The 26,413-nt window shown below is 68.1% G+C and carries 14 protein-coding genes; all 14 read left to right on the top strand.

Going from position 1 to position 26,413, the window contains the following annotated elements; genetic code table 11:
• Nucleotides 1-410: 410 nt before the first annotated feature.
• The 14 genes from R5H29_RS14065 to R5H29_RS14000 all read left to right on the top strand — a co-directional run bounded on the left by R5H29_RS14065 (nt 411) and on the right by R5H29_RS14000 (nt 26,159).
• Entirely contained in the window at nt 411-1,091 is a 681-nt protein-coding gene (locus R5H29_RS14065) for an STN domain-containing protein (RefSeq protein ID WP_111103366.1), read from the top strand.
• A gap of 16 nt (nt 1,092-1,107) precedes the next feature.
• A complete protein-coding gene (locus R5H29_RS14060; protein WP_026347004.1) occupies nt 1,108-1,638 on the top strand; it encodes an RNA polymerase sigma factor in 531 nt (176 codons plus the stop codon).
• Between the two features lie 69 nt (nt 1,639-1,707).
• On the top strand, nt 1,708-2,688 hold the full coding sequence (locus R5H29_RS14055; protein WP_332329316.1) for a DUF4880 domain-containing protein: 981 nt from the start codon (nt 1,708-1,710) through the stop codon (nt 2,686-2,688).
• A 58-nt stretch (nt 2,689-2,746) separates the two neighbouring features.
• Nucleotides 2,747-3,298, top strand: coding sequence for a hypothetical protein (locus tag R5H29_RS14050; RefSeq protein ID WP_111098548.1), 552 nt, complete (start codon nt 2,747-2,749; stop codon nt 3,296-3,298).
• A 120-nt stretch (nt 3,299-3,418) separates the two neighbouring features.
• Nucleotides 3,419-4,000 (top strand): hypothetical protein, encoded by a 582-nt coding sequence (locus R5H29_RS14045; protein ID WP_164143855.1) that lies wholly within the window; start codon nt 3,419-3,421, stop codon nt 3,998-4,000.
• Nucleotides 4,001-4,057: 57 nt separating this feature from the next.
• Nucleotides 4,058-4,495, top strand: a complete 438-nt coding sequence (gene gspG, locus R5H29_RS14040; protein ID WP_049440019.1) for a type II secretion system major pseudopilin GspG — start codon at nt 4,058-4,060, stop codon at nt 4,493-4,495.
• 9 nt (nt 4,496-4,504) lie between these two features.
• Nucleotides 4,505-5,410, top strand: a complete 906-nt coding sequence (gene gspK / locus R5H29_RS14035; RefSeq protein WP_164143854.1) for a type II secretion system minor pseudopilin GspK — start codon at nt 4,505-4,507, stop codon at nt 5,408-5,410.
• Nucleotides 5,407-6,570, top strand: a complete 1,164-nt coding sequence (gene gspL, locus R5H29_RS14030) for a type II secretion system protein GspL (RefSeq protein ID WP_312544663.1) — start codon at nt 5,407-5,409, stop codon at nt 6,568-6,570. Before gspK ends, gspL begins: the two co-directional genes overlap by 4 nt.
• On the top strand, nt 6,567-7,094 hold the full coding sequence (gene gspM, locus R5H29_RS14025) for a type II secretion system protein GspM (protein WP_171953001.1): 528 nt from the start codon (nt 6,567-6,569) through the stop codon (nt 7,092-7,094). The genes gspL and gspM overlap by 4 nt, the downstream gene beginning before the upstream one ends.
• Entirely contained in the window at nt 7,091-9,472 is a 2,382-nt protein-coding gene (gene gspD / locus R5H29_RS14020) for a type II secretion system secretin GspD (RefSeq protein ID WP_332329315.1), read from the top strand. Before gspM ends, gspD begins: the two co-directional genes overlap by 4 nt.
• Nucleotides 9,469-10,902: a type II secretion system ATPase GspE gene (gene gspE, locus R5H29_RS14015; protein ID WP_332329314.1), complete on the top strand. Its 1,434-nt coding sequence runs from the start codon at nt 9,469-9,471 to the stop codon at nt 10,900-10,902. Before gspD ends, gspE begins: the two co-directional genes overlap by 4 nt.
• 7 nt (nt 10,903-10,909) lie before the next feature.
• The gene (gene gspF, locus R5H29_RS14010) at nt 10,910-12,109 is read left to right on the top strand and encodes a type II secretion system inner membrane protein GspF (protein ID WP_332329313.1); all 1,200 of its coding nucleotides are present in this window, start codon (nt 10,910-10,912) and stop codon (nt 12,107-12,109) included.
• A gap of 254 nt (nt 12,110-12,363) precedes the next feature.
• Complete coding sequence (locus tag R5H29_RS14005; protein ID WP_155029658.1) at nt 12,364-13,560, top strand: substrate-binding domain-containing protein; 1,197 nt, start codon at nt 12,364-12,366, stop codon at nt 13,558-13,560.
• Nucleotides 13,561-13,766: 206 nt separating this feature from the next.
• Nucleotides 13,767-26,159, top strand: coding sequence for a filamentous haemagglutinin family protein (locus R5H29_RS14000; RefSeq protein WP_332329312.1), 12,393 nt, complete (start codon nt 13,767-13,769; stop codon nt 26,157-26,159).
• The last annotated feature ends 254 nt before the right edge of the window (nt 26,160-26,413 follow it).

The following is a 26,413-nucleotide window of genomic DNA, read 5'->3' as shown; positions in this document are numbered from 1 at the left end:
TGGGTCCGGTTGCGGGGGACGCTGCAAGTACGTCCATGTAGGCTCGGTCGCCGCATCCATGCGGCTCACGCCCCCGCAACCGGACCCACCCCGCCTTCGACAGATTTCCACGATCTGCCGGAACGGCATGAGCTGCTCTTGGTGGGTGTCGACCTTGGTCGACACGTCTGGGTCGGCACGGGGTCGGATCCCGTTGCTGCGCAACGGGCTCTGACCCCAGGCGTGGATGAGGTGGTCTGTTCGATTTATTGATTCCTGATGGGTGATTGGCTTCAGGTCGGCTGTAGGCGGCGGTCATCGCAATGACATGTGACCCCGGTACGGTTTGAGCCCGCTTGCGGGTCGCGCGCGGGCCGGGGTTCCGGTCTTGGCGCGCGTCCACTGCAGCTGCTGTCGCTGCCGAGGGTCATGTGTTCTACGTCAGGGGGCTGAATGGACACCATGCGGTCAGAACTTGGAAGGTGGCCATCGCGGCATGGCTGCTGCTGTCCTTTGCCGCTGCCGGGCAGGACGGTGTTCATGCCTACGACATCCCTGCGCAGCCGCTGGAACAGGCGGTCGAGCGCTTCAGCGTCATCAGTGGGTGGTCCGTGATGTACCCGGGCGATCTTGCCGCGGGCCGCAGCAGCCGTGCGCTGCGCGCCAGCCTGCCGCCGCTGCCCGCCCTGCAGGCGCTGCTGCAGGACTCCGGCGTCGAGGCCGAGGTGATCGGCAAACAGCGTGTGGTGCTGCGCCGGAACACGCCCTTGGCTGCCGAACCCGGTGTCGGCGCGGAACTCGCCGATGCGGAACGTCGACGTCGCTATGGTGGGCTGCAGCAGCGGCTGCGTGCGGTGTTCTGTGACGACCCGGAGATCGCTCCCGGCCGCTATGCCGCGACGCTGCGTTTCCGTGTCGACAGCGAGGGCCAGGTGCATGCGCCCGAGCTGCTGTCAGGCAGTGGCAGCGAGCGCCGCGATGCGCGCCTGCTGCAGGCGCTGCAGCACTTGGTGCTGGCACCCGATGCCGCTGCGCTGCCGCAGCCGGTAACGCTGCAGATCCGACCTTCCGGCACCGACCACGACTGTGGCGCGCGCGCGCCCCTTCCATGACTTCAAGGATTCGAACATGAGCAACGGTACGGCTGGGGCAGTTGACCTGATGGACCACCTTCTGGGTGCCTACGATGAACTGAAGCGCCGGCTGGTGCGCAAGCTGGGCTCGGAGGAGCTGGCCGGCGACGCGCTGCAGGACACGTGGATGCGCCTGAGCGCGCGGCGTGACCGCCTGGATGCCGTGCAGAACCCCGCGGCCTACCTGCTGCGCATGGCAATGAATACCGTGATCGACCGCCAACGTGCTGACCACCGCCTGCTGAGCCTGGAGGAGGTGGATACGCTGATGGACATGGCCGACCCTGCACCCGGCCCGGCGCAGGCGGCTGAACTGGACTTCGCGCTGGAAGACATGGTCGGCCTGCTGCAGCGCATGCCCGAGCGCCGTCGCCGCATCCTGCTGGCGATCCGTGTCGACGGCCTGCAGCAGCGCGATGTCGCCGATCACCTCGGTGTGTCGCTGCGGCTGGTGCAGCGTGAGCTGAAGGCCGCCCAGGACTATCTGGCCGAGCGCAGTGGAACGGGGCGCCAGGTGCGGTTCTGAACGGCGGCATCCGTCTACACTTTGACGCCGAGCAGAACCCCGCAGCGTGCGGGTCCGGCATGAGCCCCCATGGATCCTGACGATCGCCCGCAACGCCCGCTGGATGCCGTCGAGCGTCAGGCGCACGCGTGGGTGGTGCGGCTGACCTCGGGCGAGGCGACCGCCGCCGACGGGCGCCGGTTCCGCGCGTGGTGCGAGTCCGACCCGCGCCATCGCGAAGCGTTTGGCCGTGCGCGCCGGCAGTGGGAGCAGGTGCGGCTGGCCGGCGAGCAGCTGCCAGCGGCCGCGCGTCAACCGGTCGCGCCGACGCCGGCCCAGCGCTGGAGCCGACGCGCCTTCCTGGGCGCCGCGATTGCCGCCCCGGCCAGCCTGGTAGTGGTGGCGGCCATCCGCCCGCCGATGGGCCTGTGGCCCTCGGTGACAGCCATGGCAGCCGATTTCCATACCGGCACCGGTGAGCGACTGCAGATCGCGCCCTCGCCGCAACTGAAGATCGAACTGGATACGCAGAGCAGCCTGCGCCGCCGCGCGCACACGCAGGGCGAAGGCTTCGAGCTGGTGCAGGGCCAGGCCGCGATCGAGACCCAGGCCGGTCTGCGCCTGGCGTTGTTCGCGGGCCCGGGCTGCGTGATTGCCGATGAGGGCGCGGTGCGCCTGGACGTACGCAACACCCAGGGCCAGGTGCGGGTGACCTGCCTGCACGGCAGTGCCCGCATCGAGCATCCGCAGGGCCGGCTGCGGCTGCAGGCGGGCCAGCAGACCCGGTACGACGAGCGCCTCAGTGGTGTGGTGGCCGAGGCCGTGGCGTCGGAAGTGAGTGCCTGGACGGAGGGCATGCTGGTGTTCCGCCGCGCACCGCTGCGTGAGGTGGTGGAGGAGATCAACCGTTACCGCCGCGGCAAGGTACTGCTGGGCGAATCGGCATTGGCGCGCGCCCCGGTCAGCGGCCGCTTCCGCATCGATGATCCGGACGCGGCGCTGGAGCAGCTGCGACGGACGATGTCGCTGGATCTGCGTCGCTTTCCGGGTGGCATCGCCGTCCTTGGATAGATGAAGGCGCTGGCCGTGCGCGCCGCGCCGGGCTGTTGCAAGCAAGGAGAATCCAAGGATGCGCAACGAGACCATCGGTGTGCTCGATCTGCGCCGCAATCTGTCTGCATTGCTGGAAACCACCCAGCGAAGGCCCCTGATGGTGCATCGCTATGGTTCGCCCTGGGTGTGCGTGGTGTCTGACGCGCAGTGGCAGCAGCAGGCGGTGCTGCTGGACTTCAATCCGCAGTCACACCCATTGGCGATGCTGCTGCGGCTGCAGCAGCAGGAGATGCCTTTGGTCGAATCCGGGGCGCTGCCGCCTGCGGTGCTCGCACGCGCACTGCTGTTGGCGGGCATGCATGGCATCGACGATCTCACGCAGCTGCATGAGCAGGTACTGCATCATCGGCTCTGGCACTGGTTCGTGGCGGGCGCCCATGGGGTGATGGAGGGCTGGCAGCTGCCCGCACTGCGCGTTGCGCTGGCGTCATGGTGCGATGACGTGGACATGACCGATGCACTGGTCGCATTCGCTGCCCGCAGCGACGTGGCGGTACTGGCCCGCCGTTGTGGGGGTGACGCACCGCGGCTGCAGCGCGAAGCCTGCAGGCGGATGACGCTGCGATGACGTTGCCGATGAAGCGCCACCCCGTGCACAGAGTTGCATTCGCGGTGTCGCTTCACCTGCCTTGCTGACGTCTTCTCCAGAGTACGACGCACCACGCGTCGTGGAGCAGGGGCGGCGCAGATGGAAGACAGTCGCAGGATCAGCATGCTGGAGCTGGATCGCCACCTGAGCCAGTCGCTGGAGCAGGCACGGCACACGCCCCTGAACGTACAGCGCTATGGACGCTCGTGGGTCTGGGTGCTGTCCAGTGACGCCTGGGCGGATGCGGCGCGCTGGGCGGCACTGGACAGCAGTGCGCATCCACTGGCGGCACTTCGAAAGGCCCTCGACCTGCGGCTGTGGCCCTGGCCCGACGCGGCCATCAGCGCGCTGCCGCTTGGCGCAGCCGATGCGCGACTGCTGCAACGTGCGGCCCTGCTGGTGATCGTGCGTGATCTCAACACTGCGCAGCGCGTGTACGACGACCTGCGCTACCACCAGGCCTACCGCATGTTCATCGGCCTCGACCACGGCACCGCGTGGTCGCCGACGCAGTGCGTGCGCCTGCTGCAGGCGTGCGTGCATCCGTTGTTGCGCGAGTGCATCGACCAGACACTGGCCAGCGTGCCGCAACACCTGCTCGAGGCGGCACGCGTGCCGGCTGCACGTGCGCCCGCACAGGCAACCGCGCAGCGAATCGCAGGCGGATGTTTATCGTACTGACACATGCACCGCTGACCATGGTGCAGCGGTCTCTTCCAGGATGACGAGGGCGGAACAATGGCAAGGCAGGCAGGTGGTTGCAGGGCTCGGCAGCAGGGCTTCAGCCTGATCGAGATCATGGTGGTGGTGGTGATCATCGGCATCCTTGCCGCGCTGATCGTGCCGCGGTTGATGGACCGTCCGGACCAGGCGCGCGTGGTGGCGGCGCGCCAGGACATCGCGGCGCTGATGCAGGCGCTGAAGTTGTTCAAGCTGGACAATGGGCGCTATCCCAGTGCCGAACAGGGCCTGCAGGCGCTGGTGAAGCCGCCGCAGGGCAGCGGTGCGTTGCCGGTGACGCCGTATCTGGATCGCCTGCCGAATGATCCGTGGGGCCATCCGTACCAGTACCAGGTTCCCGGAACCCATGGCGACATCGATGTGTTCTCGCTGGGTGCGGACAGCAAGCCCGGTGGCGACGCCGGAAACGCGGATATCGGCTCCTGGCAGCTGTGAGGCGTGCTGATGGCAGCCCGGACGCGTTCGATTTCATGCATCCACCAGCGTGGCGTGGCGGTGATCGTCGCCTTGCTGGTGGTGGCATTGGTGGCCGTGATTGCCACTGCGCTGCTGACCCGGCAGTCGGCGCAGCTGCGTGCGCTGCGCGGCGACCAGTTGCGCGCGCAGGTGCGCATGGCGGTGGACGCCACGCTGGAGCGTGCGGCGCAGCAGCTGCGTGAGGATGTGAAGGAACAGCTGACCACGGTGCGCGGCGGACGCTGGGCGCGTCCTTTGCAGCTGCAGGCACCGTTGCCGGTGCAGCTGCAGCTGGTCGATGCCCAGTCGATGTTCAACCTGCGCAACCTGCTGGCCCATGGCAGGCCGGACCCTGAGGCGCGGGGCGCGTTCGTCGCGTTGTGTGCCGGGCAGGGGCTGGGCCAGGGCACCTGCGCATCCGCGGTGGACCGCATCCAGGCGCGCCTGCGCGACGGTGATATGCCGGCGCAGGCGCCGCTGCCGCGCGAATCACTGATCGAACAGGCGCTGGCCGGCGCCGACCCGGTGGCGTTGCAGGCGCTGGCGCGGCGCACAGTGGTGTTGCCCGCGCAGACCCTGGTCAACGCCAATACCTGCGACCTGAGCGTCCTGCAGGCAGTGGCGCCTGCGGTGGAACCGGCAAGGCTGCAGGCGCTGCTCGCTGAGCGCGACGCCGGCCACTGGCTGCTCAACCGCGGTGACATCGCCAACCGACTCCAACTGAGCAACGAACAGATGGCCGTGCTTCCGCTGGGTATCCATAGCGAGTGGTTCCTGGCCGTCGGCCGGGTGCAGGCCGACGGCAGCGCGGTTGATTTCCGCGCGCTGCTCTGGCGCGAGTACCGCGACGACGGGGTGCGTGTACAACGGGTGTGGACGAGGATCGGCGCATGACCGTGCAGCTTCGGGTGCGCCTGCCGGCGCTGGCGCACCTGCGCGCTGACAGCGCGGTGGACTGGGCGCAGCTGCACAAGGGCGAGGTGCTCGCCCACGGCCGCGACACGCTGGCGGCGCTGGGCCTGCGGCATCCGCGGGCCACGGTGCACGCCTGCCTTGATCCGAACGACCTGATCCTGCTGGAACTGCAGCTGCCGCCGCTGTCCGGGCGCCGCCTGCACGCGGCGTTGCAGGGCGAGGTGGAGGCCATGCTGCTGGATGATCTGCAGGACGTGGCGCTGGCCCACGGTGCGCAGGCGGCAGACGGTACGGTTCCGGTGGCCTGGCTCGGCCAGCAGGCCATTACGCAGGCGCAGCAGCTGCTGGCCTCGTGCGCGCTGCAGCTGCAGGCGTTGCATCCGACGCCACTGCTGCTGCCTTGGCAGGACCGCCACGCCACGCTGCAGGTCAGCGGCGAGCATCTGCTGGTGCGCAGCGGGCGCGATCGGGGACTTGTCCAATGGTATGGCGGACGTGATGCGTCTGCGGCGATGCAGGCGTTGGCCACCCGCCTGCAACAGGCCGGCGTGCAGGCCGTGCAATGGATCGACAGCGTACCGCCGGCGTGGCCGGGCAGCCTGCCGGCCACCGCCGTCGCGCATGAACTGCAGGCCTGTGGCCCCTTGCCGGGTTGGTCATTGCCGCTGCCCGGCGCAGGCCGTCAAGCGCCGCGACTGGCGATCGGCCTGGCACTGGCGGCGGTGCTGTTGGCCGCACTTGGGCTGCAGTGGCAGGTCTCGCGTTGGCGGATCGAGGGTGAGGCGCTGCAGCAGGACATGGCACGGCAGTTCAGCGCACGCTTCCCGGAGATCACCGATGTGGTGGACCCGGTGTTGCAGGCAAGGCGAGCGCTTGCGGTTCCGCCGCCAGCGCCGCCGTTGCCGGCGCTGCAGCGTCAGGTCGCCAGCACGCTGCACGCGGTTCCGGAGCTGGCGGGGCAGGTGCACAGCCTGCACTACCAACCCGGGCAGGTGTACCTGGAGCTGGACGCTGATGCTCGGGCATTGGCCGACGATCCACAGCGGCTTGAGCGCTGGCAGCAAGCGGTGCAGGCGCAGGGGCTGCAGCTGGTGCGCGATGCCGGTGGACGCCTGCGGGTGAGCGGAGCGGGACAGTGACGACGCGAACCTTGCGGCTGAGCGAGGGGCTGGCGGGCGTGCAGCAGCGCTGGCAACGCCTGCCACCGCGCGACCGGCTGATGCTGTGGGTAATGGTGGTGGCGCTGCTGGTGGCGGGCCTGTGGTCGTTATGGCTGGAGCCCTTGCTGAAGCAGCGCACGCACTGGCAGGCCGAACTCCCACGGCTGCAGGCACAGCAGCGCGCACTGGCACCGCTGCTGCACGCCCGTGAGCGCCAGCAGCTGGCGCAGGGCCAGCATCCGACCCTGGCCGGACTGCGTGACCAGATCAAGGCCGCCGGTCTGGCTGGCGGCCTGCATATCGAAGCGCGCGACGGGCGCTGGCACCTGCAGGTACGGGCCGTACCTGCCGATGCGCTATGGAACTGGCTGCTGCCGCTGCTGGCCGACCCTGCCATCGAGCTGCAGCAGCTGCAATTGACACGCACAGGGGATGCGAACATGCCGGCGGCACGGATTTCAGGACACATCGTGATGGTGGCCCCTGCGGGTGCCCATCCATGAGGGCGATGCGCAGCCTTGCCTGCAGTGCCGCATTGGCCCTGATCGTGGGCGTGGCCCACATGCCGGCGCCGGTGGCGGCGCAGGACACAGGCGATGAGCCGGTGCAGCTGAACCTGGTGGACACCGATATTGGTGGCGTGTTGCGCATGGCAGCGCGCTTCACCGGCCGCCAGTTCCTGGTCGATCCGCGGGTGACCGGCAAGATGACGGTGGTCTCCGATGGCCCGGTCAGCCGCACCCAGGCCTATCAGCTGCTGCTCGGCGCGTTGCGCATGCGCGGCTTTGCGGTGGTCGAGAACGGTGGCGTCAGCCGGGTGGTGCCGCAGGCCGATGCCAAGCTGCTCGGCGGCCGCGTCGGCAGCGGCGGTGCGGGGGGCGAGGTCGCCACGCGCATCTTCCCTCTGCGCTACGAGAATGCTGCCGCGCTGGTGGCAGTGCTGCGGCCGATGATCAGTCCGGACAATCCGATCACTGCCAACCCCGGCAACAACACCCTGGTGATCACCGACTATGCCGACAACCTGGAGCGCATCGCACGGGTTATCGCCAGCGTCGATACTCCGGCCGGCATGGACACCGATGTAGTGAAGCTGCAGCAGGGCATCGCTGTGGACGTCGCGGCGATGGTCGCGCCGCTGCTGGATGCGCAGGGCGCCGAGCCCAGCCAGAAGGTGGTGGTGATGGCCGACCCGCGCAGCAACAGCGTGCTGCTGCGTTCCAGCAGCCCCGGCCGCACCCGTCTGGCGCGGCAGCTGGTGGAGAAGCTGGACCGCGCCCAGGACGAGTCCGGCAACCTGCATGTGGTCTACCTGCGCAATGCCCAGGCCAATCAGCTCGCCGGCGTGCTGCGGGGCGTGGTTGCGGGGCAGAGCGATGCGCCGGCAGTGGGCAGCAATGAAGGCATCACGCCACTGCCTGGCGATGCAAGCCGTTCCGCACCGGCGCAGCCGTCGCAACCGCAGCAGGCCAAGACCGGAAGCAATGCGCTGGAATCGCAGCGGCTGGACCCGAGCCGGCGTGACCCGATCGATGCGGGAAGCACCGGCTTCAGCGAGAACGGCATCTCGGTGCAGGCGGACGTGGCCACCAACACGCTGCTGATCTCGGCGCCGGAGCCGGTGTACCGCAACCTGCGACGGGTGATCGACCAGCTCGACCAGCGCCGTGCACAGGTGCTGGTCGAGAGCCTGATCGTGGAGGTCAACCAGACCGATGCGGCCGAGCTGGGCGTGCAGTGGATGCTGGGCAATGGACGCACCTTTGGTGGCACCCACTTCGGTGGCGCCACCGGCGGCAGTGGACTCAATACCGGTGCCCGCACCACGCTGGACGTGCTTCCCCGGGATGGCCTGAAGATCGGCGTGATCGACGGCACCATCAACCTTCCAGGTGTCGGCCAGATCCTCAACATGAAAGCGCTGGCCAACGCACTGCAGAGCAAGGGCGGCGCCAACATCCTGTCCACGCCGAACCTGATGACGCTGGACAACGAAGCGGCCAGCATCATGGTCGGCCAGACCGTGCCGTTTGTCAGCGGGCGCTACGTGACCGACGGTGGCGGCGGCAGCAACAACCCGTTCCAGACCATCGTGCGCGAGGACGTGGGCCTGAAGCTGCGCGTGCGCCCGCAGATTTCCGAAGGCGGCACGGTGAAGCTGGACATCTACCAGGAAGTCAGCAGCATCGACGCGCAGAGCGCGAACAGCACGGCCGGCATCATCACCAACAAGCGCGCCCTGGATACCAGCGTGCTGCTGGACGATGGCCAGATCATGGTGCTGGGTGGCCTGCTGGAAGACAGCGTCAGCCATGGCCGTGATGCGGTGCCGGGGCTGGGAAAGATCCCGGTGCTGGGCGCCCTGTTCCGCAGCGACACGCGCAAGCGCGCCAAGACCAACCTGATGGTGTTCCTGCGCCCGCACGTGGTGCGTGACCCGGCCGCCGGCCAGCGCCTGACCCGCGACCGCTACGACTACATGCGCAACGCGCAGGCGGGCGCGCAGCCAGTACAGAGCTGGGCCTTGCCGGCGCTGTCGGCACCGCAGCTGCCACCGCAGGACCTGTCTGTACTCGGCCAGGGCAATGCGCGCGATGGCCGGGGCCAGCCGTTGCAGAACACCAGCCTGGCCGCGTTGTATCCGTCCGGTGACGGCGATGCGCAGCTGGTGCAGTTCGCGCAGGGACTGGACCCGGCGCGTGCCAGCCAGGGCGTGGCGCAGGTGCGGGCACTGGGCCTGCAGGCCTATGCTGAAGCGACGCCCGGCGAGAGCGGGCAACGCCTGCGCGTGCGATTGCCGCGCGATCCGGCGACGCTGGACCCTGCGCTGCAGCAGCTGCGCGGGCTGGGCTACACGCCGGAACTGGTGATCGGGCCGTGAGCGCTTCCGCGCCGCTGGCGTACGCCTGGGTGCGCAGCCATGGCGTGATGCTGTCCGAAGTTGGCGGCGAGCCCGTGTTGCTGGGCACCGCCGACACCGCAGCGTGGGCCGTGGCCGAGCTGCGCCGGCGGCATGGCCCGCTTCCGTTCCAGATGCTGGATGCGGCAGCCTGGCAGCAGCGCTTGGGCGAGCAGTACCGTGACGGCGGCGATGCCGCTGCCGTGGTGGGGGCCGCCGAGAGTGAAGTCGATCTGGACCGGTTGATGCAGGACATGCCGGAGGTCACCGACCTGCTGGATGCGCAGGACGATGCGCCGGTGATCCGCATGATCAATGCGTTGCTGGCACAGGCTGCACGCGACGGTGCCAGCGATCTGCATATCGAGCCGTTCGAGACCCATTCGGTGGTGCGCTACCGGGTGGACGGCACGCTGCGCGACATGGTGCAGCCACGGCGCGCACTGCATGCAGCGCTGGTGTCGCGCATCAAGATCATGGCCCACCTGGACATCGCCGAGAAGCGGTTGCCACAGGATGGGCGCATTGCGATCCGCGTGGGCGGGCGGCCGCTGGACATCCGTGTTTCCACTGTACCGACCGGGCATGGCGAGCGCGCCGTGCTGCGATTGCTGGAAAAGGATGCCGGCCGCCTGCAGCTGCAGCGCCTGGGCATGGCCGATGACACCTTGGCCACATTCACCGGGCTGATCCGGCAGCCGCACGGGATCGTGCTGGTGACCGGGCCGACCGGCAGCGGCAAGACCACGTCGCTATACGCCGCGCTGGGCCAGCTCGACAGCAGCACCAGCAACATCCTCACCGTGGAAGACCCGGTGGAGTACGACTTCGCCGGCATCGGCCAGATCCAGGTCAATGCGCGTATCGGCATGAGCTTTGGCACCGCGCTGCGCGCGATCCTGCGCCAGGATCCGGACACGATCATGATCGGTGAGATACGCGATCTGGAAACCGCACAGATCGCCGTGCAGTCGTCACTGACCGGGCATGGCGTGCTCGCCTCGCTGCACACCAACGATGCGATCTCGGCGGTGACCCGCCTGGCCGATATGGGTGTGGAGCCGTTCCTGCTGGCGTCCTCGTTGCGCGGCGTGCTGGCGCAGCGGCTGGTGCGGCGGCTGTGCACGCAGTGCCGGCGTGCCGAGGTGGACGGCGAGGGCCGCACTGTGTGGCGTGCGGTGGGCTGCGCGGCCTGTGCCAACAGCGGCTATCGGGGACGCACCGGCATCCATGAACTGTTCGTGGTGGACGACCGGGTACGCATGTTGATCCATGAAGGGCAGGGCGAGCCGGCGCTGCGCGAGGCGGCGCGGCGCGCCGGCATGCGGACCTTGCGGCAGGATGGCCAGCGCTGGGTCGACAGCGGGGTGACCACGCTGGAAGAAATCCTGCGCGTCACCGGCGACGACTGAGACGACGATGGCACTGTTCGATTATCAGGCCGCCAACGCGCAGGGCCGCATCGAGAAAGGCCAGCTGGACGCCGACAGCCCGCGCGGTGCGCGTCAGCTGCTGCGCGGGCGTGGGCTGACGCCTGTGCAGGTCAGTGCGGCGCGCAGTGCCGGCAGTGGCTGGGGTGCTCGCCGGTTGTCAGCCAGTGAGCTGGCCTGGGCCACGCGCCAGCTGGCCAGCCTGCTGGCCGCCAGCCTGCCGTTGGAAGGTGCCTTGAGTGCGGTGATCGAGCAGGCCGAGCGCCCGCACGTGGCGCAGGCGCTTACTGCCGTGCGTGCGGATGTACGTGCTGGCCAGCGCCTGACCGTGGCACTCGCCGCGCGGCCTCGCGATTTCCCGCCGATCTATCGGGCCCTGGTGGGGGCGGGTGAAGACTCCGGCGACCTGGCGCGAGTGATGGAGCGCCTGGCCGACTACATCGAAGAGCGCAACGCGCTGCAGGCCAAGGTGCTGACCGCCTTCATCTACCCGGCGGCGATCAGCCTGGTGTCGGTGGCGATCGTGATCTTCCTGCTCAGCTACGTGGTGCCGCAGGTGGTGACCGCGTTCGTGCAGGCGCGGCAGACGCTGCCGATGCTGACCCAGGTGATGCTGGCGGCCAGTGCTTTCGTGCGCAGTTGGGGCGTGTGGGCGGGGCTGGGCATCGCTGCGCTGGGGGTGGCCTGGCGACTGGCGCTGCGCCGGCCCGAGCTGCGCCTGCGCTGGGACGCGATGCTGCTGCGGCTGCCGATGATCGGGCGCTTCGTGCTGGGCGTGAACAGCGCGCGTTTCGCCTCGACGCTGGCAATCCTGCTCGATGCCGGCGTGCCGCTGCTGCGTGCACTGGAGGCGGCGCGGCAGACCCTGGGCAATGCGCTGCTGGCGCGCTGTGCCGATGATGTGTCCGCGCGCGTACGCGAAGGCGCTGCGTTGGGTTCTGCATTGAAAGTACAGAAAGTGTATCCGCCGATCCTGGTGCATCTGGTGGCCAGTGGCGAGAAGACCGGTTCGCTGGCGCCGCTGCTGGATCGCGCCGCGCAGACCATCTCACGCGAGATCGAGCGTCGCGCGATGGCGCTGACCGCCCTGCTGGAACCGACCATGATCCTGGTGATGGGCGGCGTGGTGCTGACGATCGTGCTGGCGGTGCTGATGCCGATCATGGAAATGAACCAGCTGGTGCAGTGATGCGCAAAGCGCAACACGGGTAGCGCCGGGCCATGCCCGGCGAGCGCGCAGCACGGCGTGCCTTCGATTCTCCACACAATCCTCCACACCTTTTTTCGATCTTCCACAGGTTTCTTAAGCGGCCTGTCATCGGTGCGGACCAGCATGGACACGTCGCCGCAGAGTGGGCTGGGAGGCCCTCGGCGGCAGCAGGCGTGTAGTGACCGTTCCTCCCTTGGCGTTTCCCTTCGCAGTAAACCCTTCAGGAGAAGATCATGAACAAGTACAAGACCCTGGCCGCGCTGGTTGCTACCGCGCTGCTGGCCACTGCTGGTGCCGCTTCGGCCCAGACCGCCGTCACCGGCGGCGGCGCTTCGCTGCCGGCCGACCTGTACAAGGGCCAGGCCGACAGCATCCTGCCGGCCAACTTCAGCTATGCCGTGACCGGTTCGGGCACCGGCAAGAAGGCCTTCCTGGAAAACAATTCCAGCCTGTTCCAGGCCACCGGCACCGTGCATTTCGCCGGTAGCGACTCGGTGCTGAGCGGCACCGAGCTGAGCACCTACAACAGCACCTACAACGTGTCCGGCGACGCCAACCGCTATGGCGCACTGGTGCAGATCCCGTCGGTGGCCACCTCGGTCACCATTCCGTTCAACAAGGCCGGTTCGGCGGTTGACCTGTCGGTCACCCAGATCTGCGGCATCTTCTCCGGCAAGATCAACAACTGGAGCCAGCTGGCGGGCTTGGGCCGTACCGGCGCCATCCAGGTCGTCTACCGCGGCGAAAGCAGCGGCACCAGCGAACTGCTGACCCGCTTCCTGACCAGCGCCTGCCAGCCGGCTGACGTGTCGGGTACCAACCTGAAGCTGACCAACGGCGTGCCGGCATTCTCGGTGCAGTCGACCTTCGCCAACCTGTTCACCAGCGTGCCGTCGAACTTCATCGCTGCCCCGGCCACCGGTGGCACCGCGCTGTACAACGCCGTCTATGCCGTTGACGGCCGCGTCGGCTATGTCGGTCCGGACGTGATCCCGAGCCTGACCGATGCCACCAAGATCGCCAAGGTCAAGGGCTTCTCGCCGGATGAAGTGAGTGTGCAGGCCACGCTGGAAACCGCTGCGCCGCCGACCGGTGCCGCCGCCGAGAACCCGGCGAACTGGGTGCCGGTGTTCGGCAACCCGAACGCGGGCTATCCAATTGCCGGTTACACCAACTTCGTGTTCGGCCAGTGCTACAAGAATGGCACTGTGGGCGCCAACGTGCGTGCCTTCCTGGCACGTCACTACGGCAGTGTCGTCGATGGCAACGGCGTCGAGAAGGGGCCGAACGACGACGCGATCCGCGCGCACAAGTTCATTCCGCTGACCAAGACCTGGCGTGATGCGGTCCGCACCCGCTTTGCGACCGCCACCAACGCCGGTGCCGTGAACAACCCCAGCACCTGCTCGGGCATCGGCCGTCCGCTGTAACTGCGACTGCTTTGGTCGTTGCAGGAAACGCACAAGGGCGCCGGCAGTAATGCCGGCGCCTTCTGCGTATGTCCGCTGCATGACAGTGATGCGCCTGTCGCCTTCACGCCGTCGCCACCGTCTATGAGGTGCAGGGCGTGCCTGGCGCAGGCCCATCCGTACACACGCCGCGGCCGACGCGGCCCATCAGGTTGACGAGGTCCCCGATGTCGCACCCGCATTCGCCCACCGCCCGTTTCCCTGCTGCCCTGTGGCGCAGCCACCCGATGGCCTGGGCCGTCGCAGTGGCCCTGGGCAGCGTGGTGGCTCCGGCCACTCAGGCCCAACAGGCGTTCAGCCCCGGCTGGTTCGCCGAGCGCGGTGCGGCGCAGGGCGCGGCGGCACAGAGCGGGCGCATGCCCAATGGCGTGCCGATCCAGTTCCAGCTGCCCGCGCAGCAGCAGGATGCGGCACGGCAGAAGCTGCAGCAGTCGATCGACAACCTCGGCACGGCCGCGCAGGCCATCGCCCTGCAGCAGCGCCTGCAGGAGCAGGCACGGCAGGCGCGCCGCGAGGCGGGTTTCGTAGTGGCCGATGGCCTGGGCAAGGATGGCCTGAAGGTCGACGAGAATCCGCTGACCCGTGGCTGGATCAACGCCCGTGAGGCCATCCAGTCGCAGACCGCCGAGGGGCGGGTGCTGGTCAACATCGAGCAGACCGCCGACCAGGCGATCCTGAACTGGGAGACCTTCAACATTGGTGGCAACACCACGCTGAACTTCCTGCAGAACCCCGACTGGGCCGTGTTGAACCGGGTCAATGATCCCGCTGCAAGACCCAGCCAGATTCTCGGCCAGCTGAAGGCCGATGGCACGGTGTTCGTGGCCAACCGCAACGGTGTGGTATTCGGCAACAACAGCCAGGTCAATGTCCGCAATCTGGTCGCGGCGGCGGCGCGCATCAGCGATGCGCATTTCCGCGAGCAGGGCCTGTACAGTGCCGACGCGAACACCTCGGCGCTGACCGACGCCGTGGGCAAGGTCATGGTCGAACGCGGTGCGCGCATCACCACGCACGAACCGACCACGGCTACACGGGGCGGCGGTTATGTGCTGCTGGCTGGCCACAGCGTGGAAAACGCGGGCCAGATTGAAACCCGCAAGGGACAGGCCCAGCTGGCCGCCGGTGACAGTTTCGTGATCCGTCGCGGCGTGGGAACCGCCCAGAACACCGCGTCCACCACCCGCGGCAATGAGATTGCCCCGCGCTTCGTCGCTGACAGCACGGCGGGCAGTGTTCGCAACAGTGGTCTGATGCAGGCGCGCGAAGGCGATGTCACGCTGGCCGGCCGCACCGTCGAGCAGGCTGGAGTGGCCGTTGCTACCACCACGTTGAACCAGCGCGGTACGGTGCACCTGTTGAACTCGGCGTCCGATGCGGCCGGCAGCGTGACTCTGGCCGCCGGCTCGACCACGGCAGTACTGCTGGAGGACGATGGCAAGAGCACGGCGCTGGACAGCCAGCGCAACGCGCTCATCAAGGAATCGGCCGAGCAGGACAAGCTGCGTGGTTCCAGCAACAGTGGCACCTTCGATAATCTCTCGCGCCTGCAGGACCGCCGCGAGCAATCGCGCATCGAAGTCGTGTCCGGCGGCGATGTGAACTTCCAGGCCGGCTCGCTTGCAGTGGCCACCGGCGGCCAGGTGATCGCCGACGCCAGCCGGCGCAGCTATCTGGATGATGGCGCGCGCGTGGACGTCTCCGGTGCGGTGGGTGTGCAGGTGGCGATGGAAAGCAACAACGTCAAGGTGAAGGTGCAGGGCAACGAGCTGCGCGACTCGCCGGACAATCGTGACAGCGGCAAGCTGATCAGCAGCGAGGTGTGGATCGACCGCCGCCAGTTGACCGAAGTTGCCGCCGGTACCGGTGGCTATGAAGGCACGCGCTGGTATGCCGGCGGCGGCCTGCTGGAAGTGGGTGGCTATCTGGACAATCAGGGGCATTCGATCAGCGAATGGGCAGCGCAGGGCGGCACCGTCCAGTTGGCAGGCAAGGAAGTCGTCAGCCACGCCGGTTCGCACATCAATCTGGCTGGTGGCAGCCTGGATGTGCAGTCCGGCGTGGTGCAGCAGAGCTGGCTGCGTGGCCGCGATGGCCAGTTGTACCGCCTTGACGACGCGCCGGCGGAGATGCTGTACGACGGCCTGTACCAGGGCTATGAAGTGAAGCAGGAACGTTGGGGGGTGACCGAATCGTTCCGCAATCCGCTGGTTGCCCCGGGCCAGCGCTTCGACAATGGCTACACCGTGGGACGCGATGCTGGCCGCCTGTTGATCTCGGCGCCCACGGCCGTCCTGGAGGGCCAGGTGGATACGGTGGCCTTCCAGGGCGCACAGCAGAGGCGCCGGCCCGATCAGGGGCAGGAGGGCTATGCGCAGGCACAGACGGCGGTGGCCCGCAACGCCCAGCTGTGGCTCGGGCGTTTTGACAACAGCGGGCGCAGCGCGGTGTTCGACTCGAATGTCCGCATTGGAGCGCTCAAGGCCGATCCCCGGCCGTGGACGCTGCAGGCGCCGGTCGGGGAAGCACAGCGCAATACCGTGTGGTTGGACAGTGAGGTGCTGAGCGCCCAGCGATGGGGGCAGGTGGACCTCGCTTCGGCCGGCCGTATCGACCTCGATGGCACGCTCAGGTTGCAGGAGGGCGGCCGGCTTGGGCTCACCGCAAGCCGCGTCAGCTTCGGTGGAACGGTGCAGATTGCCGGCGGGCAGGTGGAAGCCGGAAATCTGCTTGCGGCGCTTGGCGGGCCCACGGCATTGCTGACGTCCGGACGTGGTGCGGTGGATGTCGCGGCCGGCGCCCGGATCGATCTTGGCGGTGGCTGGAGCAACGCGCTTGCAGCGCCGGAGGGCGGTCCCGCACAGGCGTGGATCGACGGCGGGCAGGTGCGCTTCAACAGCAGCCACGATATCGGCGTGGGCCAGGGAGCAGCGATTCTGGTTGATGCCGGCGGTGCGATCGATGCCAACGGCAAGGGGCGCGTCGGCAAGGGCGGCAGCGTCAGTCTGCTCGCGGCCAGCACCGAGGTCGCCACCGACGGCAGCGGCCGGCTGGGCTTCGGCGAGGGCGCGCGCTTCAGCGCGCTCGGCAATGGCAGCGGCAACTTCATATTGGCAACCGGCGGTGCGGTGTCTATCGGCGTGCCTGGCACGGAAGCATCGGCAGCCTCGCTGCGATTGCAGGCAGCGCTGTTCAACAGCGGCTTCGCCGGCTATGACATCGCCGGTCACAACGGTTTGACGGTTGAAGAGGGCACCCCGCTGCAGGTGCAACGACCTGCGCTGCGCTTGGCCGACGGCGCAGCACAGGCTCTGGTCCGCGAGCAGGGCGTGCAGGCCTGGATGCCATCGTTGTACGAGGCCGATCCGAGCAGTGGTCGCGTGTCGCAGCGTGGCGGCGCGAGCCTGACACTGCGCGCGGGGCATCTGCTGTCCACGGCCGACCTGCGCGTTGGCAAGGGGGCCAGGATCGAGGTCGACCCGGGCCAGTCGATCGAACTGTCCAGCGCCGGCAACCTGAGCGTGGCCGGTCATCTGAAGGCAGCCGGCGGCCGCATCCGCCTGGATGAGGCGTTCGATCCATCCGGTGTACGTGGTGATGCACGCCGCGAGCGCCAGTGGACGATCGCCGATGGCGCGCTGCTGGACGTGAGTGGCGATACCGTTTCGCTGCGCGACGCGCGCGGGACGTTGCGCGGGCAGGTGCGCAAGGGCGGAACGATCGAGATCGGGGGCGCGCTGGACTGGGAAGACCAGGACAACGTACGCCACCTGCCACCCGATACCTTCGTGGTGGTGGAGCGTGGGGCGCGGCTGGATGCCTCCGGTGCGTCGGCGCTGCTCGATATCGATGGCAGCGGGCGCACCCGCGTGGACAGCGATGGCGGCAGCATCGTGCTGCGCAGCGGCAATTCCCTGTACCTGCAGGGTGAACTGAACGCAGCGGCCGGCGGCGACGGCGCGCGCGGCGGCACCCTGGGGGTTGCCTTCGGTGGTGGCACCTACGGCAGGACGGCAAACGGCAACGACGTGCTGGCACCGCGGATGATCTCACTGACCCAGCACGCCGCGCAGACGGCGGACCTGCCTGCACGCCTTGAGTACGGCCACGCGGCACTGTCGGTGGAGCAGATCGAGGCCGGTGGTTTCGATCATCTGGCCCTGTTCGGTGACATCCGTGCGCAGGGGGATGTCAATCTGCGCATGGACCAGAGCCTGCGCATCCAAGGCTTGAACGAGCGTTACCTCGGCTTCGTCCCGGGTGGCAGCGAGGGCGGCCACCTGCAACTGGCCGCGCCGTATGTCCGCCTTGCGCAGGGCCGCTGGTGGCAACCGGCCGGCGAAGGCACGTTGCGCCCGCTGGAGGCGCCCCTCGACGCCGGCCGGCAGCATCGCCTGGAGGTGGGCGCCGATCTGATCGACCTGCGCGATGTGACCTGGCTGGCGGGCTTTGATCAGGTCGCGCTGCGCAGCCGCGGTGACATCCGCTTGCTGGCCCCGGTCGCCAGCAGTTCGCTGGTCTCCACGCTGGCAAGCCCGGGGTCTATCGACATCAGCGCCGCACGCCTGTACCCGGCAGCCCGGGCCAAGGGACGCATCGTGGCCGGCGTCCCCGACATCGGACCTTCAGGCGAGCCGTTCTGGCAGAGCCCCGACGCCGTGCTGCGCATTCATGGCATTGCAGGCGGCGCGCAACCGGCACCGGATTCTGCGTTCGGAAGCCTGGAGCTGGTGGCGGCGACGGTGGTGCAGGGCGGCAATGTGCAGGTGCCGTGGGGCCATGTGCAGCTCGGCGGCCGGAAGTTCAACGCCGATGTCGCCGGCCGCGTCGACCTGCTTGCAGGCAGTGTGACGTCGGTGAGCGGAGCGGGCCTGCAGCTGCCGTTTGGCGGCACCGTGGATGGTGTTGGCTGGCGCCGCAACGGTGCCGACTTCGATGTGCTGGGCCCCGGCTCGAACAACATCCCGATCGGTATCGACATCGTGAGCAACGCCTTCAATGGCGTGGCGGGCAGCGTGCTGGACATGTCCGGCGGCGGCGAGCTGTCCGGCGCTGCATTCGTGGCCGGACGGGGTGGCTCGGTGGACGTCCTGCGGCATGCGCTGGCGGATGCGAACCCGCGCTACCGCTTCAGCGGCAGTGACAATGCGGTCTACGCGATCATGCCGGGACGCTCGGGCACGCAGGCGCCGCAGGCGCTCGCTGACGGCAGCGCCGATCCGCGCGTTGGCCAGCAGATTGTCATCCCTGCCGGGGTTCCAGGCCTACCGGCGGGAACCTACACGCTGCTGCCGGCCAGCTACGCACTGCAGAAGGGCGCATTCCGCGTCGAAGTCGGGGCTGAAAGCGCCGTCGGCAGCCGACAGCCAGTGGCGACCGGCACCGGTTCCTGGCGCGTCAGTGGACACCAGGCGCAGAGCCTGGGGGGTGGAGTCTCATCGCTGCTCACTGATCTGGTGCTGACGCCGGCGGATGTGGTGCGCCGCCATGCCAGCTACAACGAGACCTCCTACAGCGCGTTCGTACAGGGCGTGGCCGAGCGGCGTGGTGAAGCGCTGCGCTGGCGGCCAACGGATGCCGGCAACCTCAACCTGGTGCTGGGTGATGGCGCCGGACGTTCGAGCGTGCCAGCCGCGATCTTCCAGGGCGTGTCACGCTTCAACGCCGGCAGCAATGACGGACGGGGCGGCACGCTTTCGGTCAATCTGCTCGCTTCCAATGAGGCGATGCTGGAGATCGCCACCCAGGGCGTTAGTGCCGGCAGTGGAAGCGGTGCCACCCTCTTCGATTCGGCGCTCAATGCGTTCCGCCCGGAAACGATGCTGATCGGCGGCGTGCTGCGACGTGACGCGACGACTTATTCGCTGGAGGGCAGTGCGCAGCACATCGTGGTGCGCAACGGCGTCACCCTGACGGCGCAGGAAGTGCTGCTGTCGGCTGCGTTCGGGGGCAAGGGGATCCTGGTCGAGCAGGGCGCTTCGATCGATACCTTGGCCGGAGCCGATCCCTCGCGCGTGGCGCAGCCCACGGCGCCCTATCTGGTGTCGGGCGGCCTGCTTGCCGTGTCCAACCAGCGCTTGACGGCGCTCAGTGCGCAGGGCGGCAGTGCCGCCGGTCCGGTGGCGATCGACATCGGCGGATGCGAGGTGGACTGCAGTGGCCAGACCCGGTTGCTGTCGGCAGGCAGCATCAATGTGGTCACCGACGGCGCCTTGAACATTGGCGACGCAGTGAGCTATGGAACGCGCCAGCTCGGCCTGGGCATGTCGGCCCTCAACCTCGGTAGTGCCGAAGCCATTGCGACGGCAGCGGCAGCTGGTGGCCTGCCGGCCGGCATGACCATGAACCAAGAGGTACTGCAGCGATTACTGCGCGGAAACACCGCCACCGGCGCGCCGGCGCTGGAGGCGCTCAGCCTGACCGCGCGCGATGCCATCAATGTGTTCGGCAGCGTGGACCTGGATACGCGTGACAGTGCGACCGGCCGCAGCAGTCTACGCAGTCTGGTGCTGGGTGCCCCTGCCATTCACGGCTACGGCAGCGCTACCGACCGCGCGCGCATCTTCGCCGATACGCTGGTCTGGGACGGTACGCTGGCCGGCACCGCATTGGCCGGCGGTGAGCAGACCCAACCAGCCGGCGAGGCGATGGTGGGCCGGCTTGGCCAAGGGCAGCTGGAGATCAATACGCGGGTGCTGGAGCTGGGGCGTGCGCCCTTCACCCGGTCCAGCTCGACGGTGGCCGCAGATCGCCAGGTGCTCGGCTTCGCCGGCGTAACGCTGGCGGCGTCGGATCGCATGCTGTTCTCCGGCAAGGGCAGCCTGGACGTCTTCCAGCGCCAGGGCGACTACGTGGCAGGCAGCGGCTGGCAGTTGAATGGCGGCGCGCTGGATATCGTCACCCCGCTGCTGACCGGCAACGCGGGTGCGCAGCTGGCCATCCGCAATGGAGGAACGGTGCAGCTGCGCGGTGCTGCGGCGACCACGGGCAGCGATGCGTTGGGTGCAGAGTTGTCGATCACGGCCGAACGGATCGGCATCGACAGCCGCGTGGCGCTGGCGTCCGGCCGGTTCGAAGCCAATGCCCGCCAGGGCATGACGCTTGGCAGCAACGCGGTGCTTGACATGGCCGGCCGCAAGGTCAGCCTGTTCGACGTGGACAAGTACAGCTGGGGCGGCGACGTGGCGCTGACGAGCCGCGAAGGTGACATCGTTGCCGACACCGGGTCGCGTATCGATCTTTCCGCCCGCAACAACCGCGGCGGCCGCCTGACCGTTGCTGCACTAGGCCCGCAGGGCGGCCGTATCGATCTGGCCGGGACCCTGCTGGGCGGCGCCAGCGGTCGCTACGATGCCGGTGGAACCGAAGTGCCCTATGACGGTGGCGAGCTGGTGGTGCGTGCACGCCGGTTGCAGGACTTCTCCGGCCTGAACGCTCGGCTTACCAACGGTGGCATCACCGGTGGCCGGACCTTCCAGTTGAGTGAAGGCGACCTGGTGATCGGCGATGAGGTGAAGGCCCGAAACGTTGATATCAGCGTGGATGGCGGCAGCCTGCAGGTCAATGGCCGCGTTGATGCCAGTGGCGAACAGGTCGGCAGCATCCGCCTGTCCGCCCGCGACGTGCTGCGTATCGATGGCACATTGGACGCGCATGGCAGCGGCCTGCGCGTGGACAGCTACGGCAAGATCATCGACAGCCCGAACCGGGCCATGATTGAACTGACCTCTGCCAACGGCAGCCTGCAGCTGGGTGCGGCTTCCTCGATGGACCTGCGCGCCGGTACGTCGGTGGCGACCGGTAGCGGCCCGGGCCAGAACGACGGCCGCGCACGCGGCAGCGTCAAGCTCAACGTGCCCCGCGTGGGCAGCAACGATGCAGCAATCGAAGTGGCCAGCGGCATCCGCATTGCCGGCGCCGGCGACCTCCAGGTCAACGCCTTCCGCAGCTACGATTCGGCGCCGCTGGCCAGCGCTCCAGACGTGCACGGCCATCGTCCGCAGGTGATCAACCAGCAATGGCTGGATACGGTGGTGGACCTGGACAACAGCCTGTGGATGAACGCCGCGCTGGCCAATACGGGATTGCAGCAGCGCACCGCCGCCCTGGGCAGCTACCGCCTGCGTCCCGGCGTGCAGCTGGTGGCGCGGAGCAGCAATGACAATCCGCGTGGCGACCTGGTGGTGGCCGGTGATATCGATCTTTCCGGCTACCGCTACGGACCGCAGTCGAACCGGACTGATCCAGCGCGCCGTGGCTTCGGTGAATCGGCCGCGCTCGTGCTGCGCGCCGAGGGCGATATCAACGTCTACGGCAGCATCAACGACGGTTTCGCACCGCCGCCTGCCAACCCGGATGAGGACGGCTGGGTGCTGCTGGAAGGGCGGAGCGCGGGCTCGCCGAACACCGCATTTGGTGGCGATCTGATCGTGCCCGGCGAGGGCGTCAAGCTCCAGATCGGCACTGAGTTCCGCGCCGGTGCGACACTGAATTACGACCTGCCGTTCCAGGCGCTGACATTGCCGTCGGGTACGGTGCTGCCGGTGGCCATGACACTTTCCGCAGAGCTCACGCTGCCCGCCGGCAGTGTGTTGGGGGCGGCGGTGACCACCGATGGCGGCCAGGTGCTGGCAGCAGGCACCGTGCTGGCCCAGGCGCTCACCCTTCAGGCAGGCGCACGGCTGGGCGCCGGCTTCCGCCTGCGCAGTCCGGCACCGGTGGCGGCCCAGATCTGGCCTGCCGGAGTGGCGTTGCCGATGGTGATGCGGCTCTCCGGCGCGCTGGATCTGCACGCCGGTGCCATCATCCCCTCGATGACCAAGGTGGAACTGGCCGGCGACGCTCCGGTGAAGCTGCGGGTGGCCGACGCCAGCGGCCGACAGGGGCGCAATTGGGCGTTGGCCTCGATGTTGCCCGAAGGGACCACGTCATGGGACCTGACTGCGGTGGCTGGTGCAGATACAGCGTCTGCCGATCCGCGCACGCGTCGCTGGGGCAGTGACGGCAGCATCGTGCTCGCCGACAGCCACTACAGCACCATCGGTACAGTGACCATCACGACGGAATGGAAAGGCGATCGTGTCGTCAACCTGGAAGGTTCGCTGTTCTGGTGGGGGGACGACAGTCTGGTCGGCAAGTCGCCCCGGGAGGCGGCTGAAATGCTGGGTGTCGCCGAAGGTGACATCTGTGAACTGGGACCGTTCTGCGGCGCGGCGCCGCGCCTGGTGGACAAGGAGGGTTCGCTGATGTGGTGGGGGGACGAGTCCTGGGTCGGCAGGCCTGCGTCGGAACTTGGCGCCGAGATGGGCATGTCCGAGGAAGATATCTGTGCAGTCACCGGTTACTGCTACGGCGGCGGCACGCTTACCGAAGTCACTACCTACGGCAAGCGCCTGGGCTCGCCGGCCTGGAGCGTGTTGCGTACCGGCAAGGGAGACCTGGCGCTGCTGGCGGCGCAGGACGTGCGCATGAAATCCGGCTTCGGTGTCTACACCGCAGGTACGCCCACCCATCTGGGTGATGGCAGCGATCCGCGCTTCAACGCGGCGCGTGCGCCGAAGCCGGAGAACACCTTGCTGCTTGGTTCGACCCAGGCCTCCGGGGCCTACGACGCGGCCCTCGCCAGCTATCAGGCGTGGTATCCGGACCAGGGCGGCAATCTGCGCATCGAGGCGGGGCGCGACATCATCGGCGATACATGGAGCTTCCGCGCGGAATCGGGCACGGTCCAGCGCGACCAGGCTGGCCACTCAAGCGCAGCGGTGGGCAACTGGTTGTGGCGGCAGGGAACGGGCACCACCGGCGGTGTCGTGCAGACGCCGACCAGTTGGTGGATCAATTTCGGGACCTACAGCACGGTGAGGCCCGAACTGGATGCAACCCCCCGCCTGGTGGGCTTTACCGGGTTCGGGACGTTGGGGGGCGGCAATCTGAGCCTGGACGCAGGCCGCCATATGGGCATGCTGGACAGCATGGGCAACGCGCTGGGATACGAGATCTCGCCGCATTCGAGTGCGCTTTCGGTCGCGGTCGGATCAACCGGGCGCGTGGTCGATGGCCAGTTGCATGTCACTGGCGGTGGTGACATGGCCCTGCGCAGCGGGGGTGCACTGAATCCGGGCCTGCGTGCCAGCAGTCGTGGCAGCACATCGGATCAGCAGGACCTGGACGTCAATGGCGTGGTGACCAATGTTCGTGGCAATACCCGCATCGACGCTGCGCGCATTGGTGGCCTCAGTACAGTCCAGGCCAGCTATGGGCAACTGGGCCTGAAGGATCCGCTGGTGGCCGACAGCCCGGTTGCGATGGCCGGACCGGTGCTGGTGCTGGGCGACTCAACCGCGCAGTTGCAGGCGCGCGGCGACGTGGTGCTGGGTAGTGCCGCCGATCCAGGCCGGGTTCCCGTGGCCAATTTCAACACGATCGTGCTGGATGATGGCAGCCGCGCGTCTGGCACGAGCTGGTTCTCGCTATGGACGCCGCGCACCGCGCTGGACCTGTTCTCCGCCGGCGGGAATCTGTCGCCGGGCCTGGTGGGCACGCAGCATGCGAGCGGCAGCAATCAGGCCAGGGAGGTGGTCGAAATCAACGCCAGCAATGGCGACATCTATCTCAACTATTGGTTGCATCCCTCCCGGTTCACCGCCATTGCAGCCTCGGGCAACATCAATCTCGCCAATCTGCGCAGCGGCAGTGTGCCTGATGCCCAGGACGTCATCCTGCTGGCGCCCTCGGCGTCGGGACGGCTGGAGGTGCTGGCGGGAGGATCGATCCTGGCCGCCAACCGAGCGACACAGATCGCGCGCTCCAGCAGTGATGCCCGCATCCCTGGGCCGTTCGATCCCGGCTTCATCGCGCAGGGGCCCGGAAACGCGGGAACGGTGCGCAGCAATGTATCCGTCGATGGGAACGCCGCCAGCCCTGACACCGCGCTGCCGTATTTCGCGTTCGGTCCCAATACCGCGCTTGGTGCGTCGTTGCCGGCTACGCCGACGGCGGTCAGCCGGTTCTATGCCGTGGCCGGCGATATCATCGGGCTGGGCAGCGGCAGCAGGCGGCAGCTCTCGCGCAATGGCCAGAATGGCGGACGTACCGTATTTGACTGGTTTGAGGCGGGCTCGGCGGTACGGCTGCGCGCCGGCCGCGATGTCATCAGCGCCGATGTCACCGCGCTCAACACCCGCGGAACCGATATCAGCGGGATCGAGGCGGGCCGGGACATCATCCGCAGCAATCTGACGGTGGCCGGCCCGGGCAATGTCGAGGTCAGCGCCGGTCGCCAGCTGCGCCAGGAAGAGGCAGGAAGCATCGTCAGCCTGGGCGGCATCGTGCAGGGCGATACGCGCCCGGGCGCAAGCCTTGCCTTGACGGCGGGCAATCAGGCCATTGATTTCGATGCACTGCGCACGCGCTACCTGGATCCGGCCAACCTCGCCGATCCCTCGCAGTCGTTGGCTGCGCAACCGGGCAAGGCGGTGAAGATCTACGACAAGGAGTTGAGGGAGTGGCTGCAGCAGCGCTTCGGTCTGGCGGTTGGTGGCGCCGAGGCCCTGGCGGCATTCGACCGGCTGCCGAAGGAACAGCAGCGCATCTTCCTGCGCCAGGTCTACTACGCCGAACTGCGTGAAGGTGGGCGCGAGTACAATGATCGGAATGGGCCACGCGTTGGTTCTTACCTGCGCGGCCGCGAGGCCATCGCCACGCTGATGCCGGACAAGGACGCTGCCGGAACGGCCATCGACCGTACCGGCGACATCCTGTTGTACGGAGGCTCCGGCGTGCGTACCGAAGCCGGCGGCAACATCGAGCTGATGGCGCCGGGCGGACAGATCGTGGTGGGTGTGCAGGGCGTGGTGCCGCCGGCCAGTGCCGGGCTGGTGACCCAGGGGCAGGGTGACATCCGGCTGTTCAGCCAGGACAGCGTGCTGCTGGGCCTGTCGCGGGTGATGACAACGTTCGGCGGTGACATCCTGGCCTGGTCGGAGCAGGGTGACATCAATGCCGGCCGTGGTTCGCAGACCACCTTGTTGTACACGCCACCGCGCCGCGTCTATGACGGCTGGGGCAATGTGCTCCTGTCGCCGCAGGCCCCGGCCAGTGGTGCAGGCATCGCAACGTTGAACCCCATTGCCGAAGTGCGGCCGGGCGATGTCGACCTGATCGCGCCGCTGGGCACCATCGATGCGGGCGAAGCTGGCATCCGCGTCTCGGGCAACATCAACCTGGCCGCGCTGCAGGTGCTCAACGCCGCCAACATCCAGGTACAGGGTGAAAGCAAGGGCCTGCCCGTGCTGGCCACGGTGAACGTCAACGCGCTGGCCTCGGCCAGTGCAGCAGCCAACAGCGCCAGCCAGGCGGCACAGGATGTGATGCGCAAGAGCCAGGATGATGCGCGGCGCAACCAGCCATCGGTGATCAGCGTGCAGATCCTCGGTTTCGGCAGCGGCACCAGCAGCATCAACCCGCCGGCGCGTGGCAATACTGCCAACGCTGGCTATGACGCCAACAGTGCCTTCCAGTTCCCGCAGGCAAGTCGCGACGAGGGCACGCAGCGCCGGTAGGCCTCTTGCAACGGTGCCGATCAACAGTCGGCACCAAGGTAGATCCACGCCATGCGTGGATGCGATCGGGCCGGAAGAACGGACAGCATCGGGCCAGCCGCCAAGGAGCGGTGGAGGCCCCAGCCAGGACGGCACGGAGGGCAGGGAACGGCCATCAGCGGTGAGGACCACCGACACAACGCCGCCGGGTGCAGGAGAGTGCCCGGCGGCAGGAGCGGCAGTAGATCCACGCAATGCGTGGATGGCTGGGCCAG

The sequence above is a fragment of the Stenotrophomonas sp. A3_2 genome, from assembly GCF_036624925.1.
GTDB lineage: Bacteria > Pseudomonadota > Gammaproteobacteria > Xanthomonadales > Xanthomonadaceae > Stenotrophomonas > Stenotrophomonas hibiscicola.
The sequence above is the reverse complement of the archived record's forward strand: the minus strand, read 5'-3'. Positions and strand labels throughout refer to the sequence as shown.